We start from the raw sequence: 6,053 nt of genomic DNA on the forward strand, positions 1-6,053 counted from the left end.
TGCCGGGCTGTGGTTCCGGCGGGGTCGCTTGCTCATTTTGCCCACTGCTCGCGGCCAGCATGGCCGCTATCAGACCGGCAATCCACTTATCCCCGCTGTGCAAATTCCCCTAGCCACCTCTTACTCGGATCGTTGACTTGCGCGCTGCGCCGCAGCATGAACCTATGACGGGTGGCCGCGGCACTCGGAGCTTGTTCGCGAGGGCGCGTATCCATGATCGACGTTATCCGGTATAATTCCACGGCCAATTTTGGCGATGACCTCAACGCATTGTTGTGGCCTCAAGTCTTGCCGGCCGATGTAATGGCAGCGGATGATATCGCGCTTTTTGGGATCGGCAGCATTTTTGCGCAGAAATACGCTGATCCCAAACGATTAGCCGCAAAACGGGTTTTTGTATTTGGTTCTGGAGCCGGCTATGCGCCGCTCCCGGATGACTGGACGGGTTGGAATATAGAAGCGGTTCGAGGCCCCCTAACGGCCAAGCTGGTCGGCCTGCCTTCGAAGGGCATAACGGATGCGGCAGTCTTGCTTGCCTCCATACCAAACTTGGTTCCACCGGCCCCCCGTGATGAAATTCTTTATATGCCCCACTTCACTTCGACGTTTGGCGGAAACTGGGAGAAAGTGTGTCGCCACGCTGGCATCCGGTACGTGAACCCGATGGGTCAGCCGGAAGAGATATTGAACGCATTCGCCCGCGCCAAGCTCGTCGTCACGGAAGCGATGCACGGCGCGATCGTCGCAGACACTTTGCGTATTCCTTGGGTTCCGGTCGCGAGTTCCGGGGAAATTCTGCCGTTCAAATGGCTCGACTGGTGTCGCTCGCTGAATCTGCGCTACGAGCCGCGGACTATACCGCCCAGCTCATTTTGGGAAACGATACGTCAGAATAAAGCAGTCGAATCGGCCAATAAGCAGGGTATTGCTGTGGCGTTCGATACTGCGTCTATGAGCGACGAAGCGTTGATCGCAGATTTTGGTGTTCGGTATGCAGCCAGCCAGGCTCCCTCAACGCACGGCAATGGGTCCAGCAGGCTTAAGCTGTTCGTCCGCGGAATTAGCAGCAGGCTCGCCTTTCCCTTCCTTGAGGAGGCTGCGCAAGCGTTGACGGCAGCGGCCAAGGGTCCGTCATACCTGAGTGAAGAGCGGACATTTCTAGACACGCTTGAACAGCTAGTTACAGCGCGTGACTCGATGGTGAAAAAGATGCGGGCAGGATGACGAAGTGAGTTTTGTTCGTTCGTCCTTTGCAAGTCTTTTTGGGGGCGTCGGACAGAACCTGATTAACATCGGGTTCTTTTTCGCATTGGTTCACTCAGTGACGCCAACAGAACTCGGAATCGTCACCGCTAGTATGATAGCGGTGGAGGTGGCCCTGGTTCTATCAAGGTTGGGGAGTACCGAAGTATTTGTCAGACATCGTAATCTAGAACCCAGCCGCGAGCGCGGGCTCTTTGGAGTAGTCATTCTATTCTCCGGCACACTTTCGTTTGCCCTGCTCAGCGCGGGAGTTATACTGTTTGCGGCAGGAAGCCCTCAGCTAGGCCTGCCTCTGTTGATAGCTGGCATGTGCCCTCTCATACAGGGCTCTAGCGGGCTTGCCGAGGGACGAATAATCCGAGACGGAGCATTTCAACTGTTATCCGTCCGGCAGCTCTCGGCTTCTTTAGCAGCTTGCGCAGCTGGCCTAGCATGGCTTTTTGTCATCCACGACGCCAATGCGCTGCCCGTGTTTCGGATAACCCAGGTCACCGTTGGTGCCTTGACGTCTTTTATGGCGAGCGGTTGGCGCGTTCCCAAGACGAAGATTTCTTGGCCTTCCAGAGCGCTCCTGTCCGAAGCGCTATCTATAGTTGGCGCCAGCTTTATGGTAAATTCCAATCAGCGAGTCATCGAGATTGTAATAGCCAGTTCTCTCACGAGCACCGCGCTCGGTCTTTGGAGACTTAGCATACGGGCTGCTGAAGCGAGTATACAATTTGTCTTGACACCTTTTTCTATGGTCGCTTACGCACGTTTTACTTCGGGCGACGAGGGCACGGCTTTCGAAAATTACAAAAGAATTATTCGGGTCGCCAATGTGCTCACCGTCTTTGCGTTTACGCTACTCGCAGTAAACGCGGAGGCTGTTATCTATTTAGCAGCCGGCAGTAGCTGGTTAGGAGCCGCGCTGATAATCAAAATTTTCGCCCTTCTGGCTGTGCCAGCCGTTATCAACGTCCTCACCGTACCGCTGATAACATCCTTGGGTCTAGCGCCCTATATGTTGAGAGGTAACATAATCCAATTCCTCGTAGGCACTGCGATCTTGGTGGTTTCGGTTCGTTTCGGGGTGATAGGGGTCGCTGTCGGGCACGTGTTCCGATCGTGCATATATTCGGCGAGCCTGCTCATCATTGTCCAAAGGCGTGTCCCTGGGGCATGGCGAGCTGCCGTAACTGCGTCAGGCCCAGCCTTAATCGCCGCTTGTGTTGGTATACTTGCATGCTTGGCGGCAGCCTACTTCTTTCAGCCTCCCAACGAGTTGGTGTCAATTGCATTGAACAGCATAAGCTTCCTCATTGGGTACAGCTTGGCGGCGGTAGCCTATCCCAGTGTCCGCGATGACAGTCGATTTATTGTTCGCGGACTCCTCATACGCTAAGCGGTGCAAGGCGCGCCGCGACATGTTTCGGAGCTGATCTGTCGGGAGAAGCTTTGAAGGTATTCTTGAATGCCCCCGCGGCGTTGCGCGCTGACTCGAGCCGTCCAACCGACGGTCTGATGCGTGGCCAGTATGGGCAACGAACTTTAAAGCGCTATTTTCATAAGCGCTTATCACCCTGGATCTTATAAAGGGTTTGATGTTTGCCGAAAGAAATCGATATTGTGTTTCGGCAAACATCGGTTGCGGCGGTTAGTAAAACGGCCCAGACTGCTGCTGAAAGTGGATCGAGCGCTCTAGGTGTTTAGTCCCGGCATCTGGTGGATCGGATCGACGATGAACCTATCCGGCTCTGCCGTCCAGATTTTGGCGATGTATTCGTAAGGCGTGAGGCCGCTGAGCGTCTTGAGCCGACGGGCGAAATTGTAGGCCGCCATGAAGTCGGCGAGGTGCACCCGTAACTGCTCGTGGCTTTCGTAGTGGAAGCGTTTGACGGTCGCCTCCTTGATCGTACGGTTCATCCGCTCGACTTGTCCGTTGGTCCAGGGGTGGTTCGGCTTCGTGAGCCGGTGCTCAATGTCGTTCGCTTCGCAGATCATGTCGAAGCGCATCTGACGCGACCAGGCGGTGTTACGGTTGCGCGGCTGGTCGGCGAACTGGATGCCATTGTCGGTCAGAATCGTGTGGATCCGGTACGGCACCGCTTTCAACAAGTGTTCAAGGAACTCCCACGCCGTTCGCCTGTCAGCCTTGTCGACGAGCTGGGTGACCGCGAATTTACTCGTGCGGTCGATGCCGACGAACAGGTAGAGTTTGCCTTCGGCTGTCTGAACCTCGGCGATATCCATGTGGAAGAAGCCGATCGGGTAGCGCTTGAAGCGCTGTCGCTTTGGCTTGTCGCCCTCGATATCCGGCAGGCGGGAGATCCCGTGCCGCTGCAGGCAGCGGTGCAGCGCTGACCGTGTCAGATGCGGGATCGACGGCTGCAACGCATAGAGACAATCGTCGAGCGGCAGGAGTGTGTGGCGCCGGAATGCGACGACAGCTGCCTCCTCGGCTTGGGTCAAGGTCGTGGAGTGAGGGGCCTTCGGCCCGGTCTTCAAATCCTCGACCGTCGCCCGCTTCCGCCATTTCGCCACCGTCTTGGGGTTGATCCCAAGCTCCCGGCTCAGCGTCGAGAGCGAAGCTTGCGATCGCTGTATTGCTGCTCTGACGGCGTGCGTGGTCGTGGCGCTCCCGTGACGTACCTGTCCCATATGGCTTCCTTCCATTCTAACGAAAGGATCGCACCATCAAACCGTGGGATCAAACACCTAGGTGAAATGTCGCTGCGACACTGGATAAGCACAGCGTTTGATCATCGAAACATTTTTCGGAAGGCCGCTGCCTGCTTCGGGCGTTTGCCGGTCATGAGCGCGCCAGGGTACGCGTTGTCGTTCTCCCACCAGAACAGGTCGCAGCCATTGGATTTTGCAAAGATCGCAAGCTGCTCAACAAAATAGGGGTTATCGCCGAACTTGCCGGCGCCCACTTCGGAAATCTGCAGCGGCTTGCCGTGGTAGCGCGCAAATCTTGCTGCCCACCCAAGCCCGAATTGGCAATCACGGAGCAAAGCCCAACGTGCAGCTGCGTCCGCGCCCGGTTGCGGCTCCTCCATGTCGTACATGTCTACCGCGATCACATCGACATAATCGTCCCCGGGGTAACAGGCAGCGACATCGATCTTGTTCCAGCCGGTAATCGACGGGCACCAAACCCATTTTACGCGATGTCCGCCCACAATGTTCTTGCGAGTATGATCGACGATCAGGCGCCACAGCGTCGCGAACTCAGCCGGGGTCTTCGCATACCATGGCCAGTCCTTCAGATTGAACTCCCAACCGAGTCGGACGACAGGCTTTGGAAGCTGCACGATCTCCAACATCATCCGATCAAACGGATAGTATCGCGCCTCCCGATCGCCCCAATGGGCGATGTAACGTGCAATGCTATGGCTTGATCCGCGAGGAAGCATGGATACTCCGATGACCGGGTTCACGTCGGGGTTTTTCAAATAACAATGGACGAGCCACCCTATCGACGAGATCATCTCTTTCCATTCAGCCTGCGTCGAGCCATTTACCGTGACTGATGACACCTTCACCCCGGCCCACTTTTCCCAAGCGCGGAGAAAGGTCAGCCTTTCATCGGCGGCACCATTATAGATTGAGACGTTCATTCTAAGAACTCCGTAATCTTAAAAACGTTCGGATAGCCATATGTTGGGCCGGCAGCAGACGCGAACGTCAGATCCAGCGTACCTTTGGTATCTGGCGCCATATCCTCGAATAGCACGGTATTGGCGACACTGTTTCCGTGCTCCAGCGTTTGGGAGGTGCCGTCTGCCACATAACCGGTTGAACGAGACGGTCCGCTGTCGAATCTGAGCCGAGTCAAAGTTAGCGCAGCGTCGCGTCGAAGCCGGTCCGCTTTTTAGCGGTTGTAAGCGATGGCAGGACCGTTTTCTAACGGTAATCATCGAATGCGGAGCGGGTGAGTTGATGTCAGGTTGGGCATCGACACCTCGGACGATGTGAGGGTCCCCCGGTTTCTCATCCAACCTGAAACTGAGTTTCCGGCTTTCATTCGGCCGCCTTGGCGGCCGCTGCAGCAGCATATTCGACCGGCGTCATCCAGCCAAGCGATGTGTGAGGACGGCTCTCGTTATAGTCCCGTCGCCAGGCCTCGATCTTGGCTCGGGCGTTGGTCATGGACAGGAACCAGTGTGCGTTCAGGCACTCGTCGCGAAGGCGACCGTTAAACGATTCTACGAACGCATTGTCGGTGGGCTTGCCCGGCCGGCTGAAGTCCAGCGTCACGCCGTTCTCATACGCCCAGCGGTCAAGCGCCTTCGAGATGAACTCCGGACCATTGTCCAGGCGAATGGTCTTGGGCGCGCCGCGGATCGACGAGATCCGTGCCATCGCTTCGACCACCTGCTCGCCCTTGATACCTTGGTCGACATCAATCGCTAGAGCTTCGCGGGTGAAGGCGTCGACGACGGTAAGCGCTCGTAACCGCCGGCCGTCGAACAGGGCGTCCGAGACGAAATCCATCGACCACAAAGGCTCAGCCCATCATTCCGATAAAGCCGGTAGACGCGTTTATGGTTCACGACTCATCCTTCCCTGCGTAGCAGAATGTAAATCCGGAAATAGCCATAGCGCGTCCGCGTTGCCGCCAGATCGCGGATGCGCATCACCAGCGGCGTCTGGTCCGGCTTGTGCGAGATGTAGCGCACCGACGACAGAGGTGGTTCAGGGAAACTGAACAGGGGATAAGTGGATTGCCGATCTGATAGCGGCCATGCTGGCCGCGAGCAGGAGGCAAGATGAGCAAGCGACCCCGCCTGAACCACAGCCCGGCG

At 56.6% G+C, this 6,053-nt stretch carries 3 protein-coding genes and 1 pseudogene; 1 reads left to right on the forward strand and 3 read right to left on the reverse strand.

Annotated elements, in window-relative coordinates; genetic code table 11:
* Positions 1-213 precede the first annotated feature (213 nt).
* The gene (locus C8J40_RS19910) at positions 214-1,224 is read left to right on the forward strand and encodes a polysaccharide pyruvyl transferase family protein (RefSeq protein ID WP_132898516.1); all 1,011 of its coding nucleotides are present in this window, start codon (positions 214-216) and stop codon (positions 1,222-1,224) included.
* Between the two features lie 1,719 nt (positions 1,225-2,943).
* Here C8J40_RS19910 and C8J40_RS19920 read toward each other — a convergent pair.
* The 3 genes and pseudogenes from C8J40_RS19920 to C8J40_RS19935 all read right to left on the reverse strand — a co-directional run.
* On the reverse strand, positions 2,944-3,903 hold the full coding sequence (locus C8J40_RS19920; RefSeq protein WP_132898518.1) for an IS481 family transposase: 960 nt from the start codon (positions 3,901-3,903) through the stop codon (positions 2,944-2,946).
* Positions 3,904-4,004: 101 nt separating this feature from the next.
* On the reverse strand, positions 4,005-4,865 hold the full coding sequence (locus C8J40_RS19930) for a glycosyl hydrolase (RefSeq protein WP_132898519.1): 861 nt from the start codon (positions 4,863-4,865) through the stop codon (positions 4,005-4,007).
* Positions 4,866-5,268: 403 nt separating this feature from the next.
* A pseudogene (locus C8J40_RS19935) lies at positions 5,269-5,921 on the reverse strand (IS3 family transposase); the annotation flags it as partial.
* Between the last annotated feature and the right edge of the window lie 132 nt (positions 5,922-6,053).

Source organism: Sphingomonas sp. PP-CC-3A-396, from assembly GCF_004343105.1.
Classification (GTDB): Bacteria; Pseudomonadota; Alphaproteobacteria; order Sphingomonadales; family Sphingomonadaceae; genus Sphingomonas.

Coding starts and splice junctions, on each gene's coding strand:
- C8J40_RS19910 (WP_132898516.1), top strand. CDS start 214: ATGATCGACGTTATCCGGTATAATTCCACGGCCAATTTTGGCGATGAC.
- C8J40_RS19920 (WP_132898518.1), bottom strand. CDS start 3,903: ATGGGACAGGTACGTCACGGGAGCGCCACGACCACGCACGCCGTCAGA.
- C8J40_RS19930 (WP_132898519.1), bottom strand. CDS start 4,865: ATGAACGTCTCAATCTATAATGGTGCCGCCGATGAAAGGCTGACCTTT.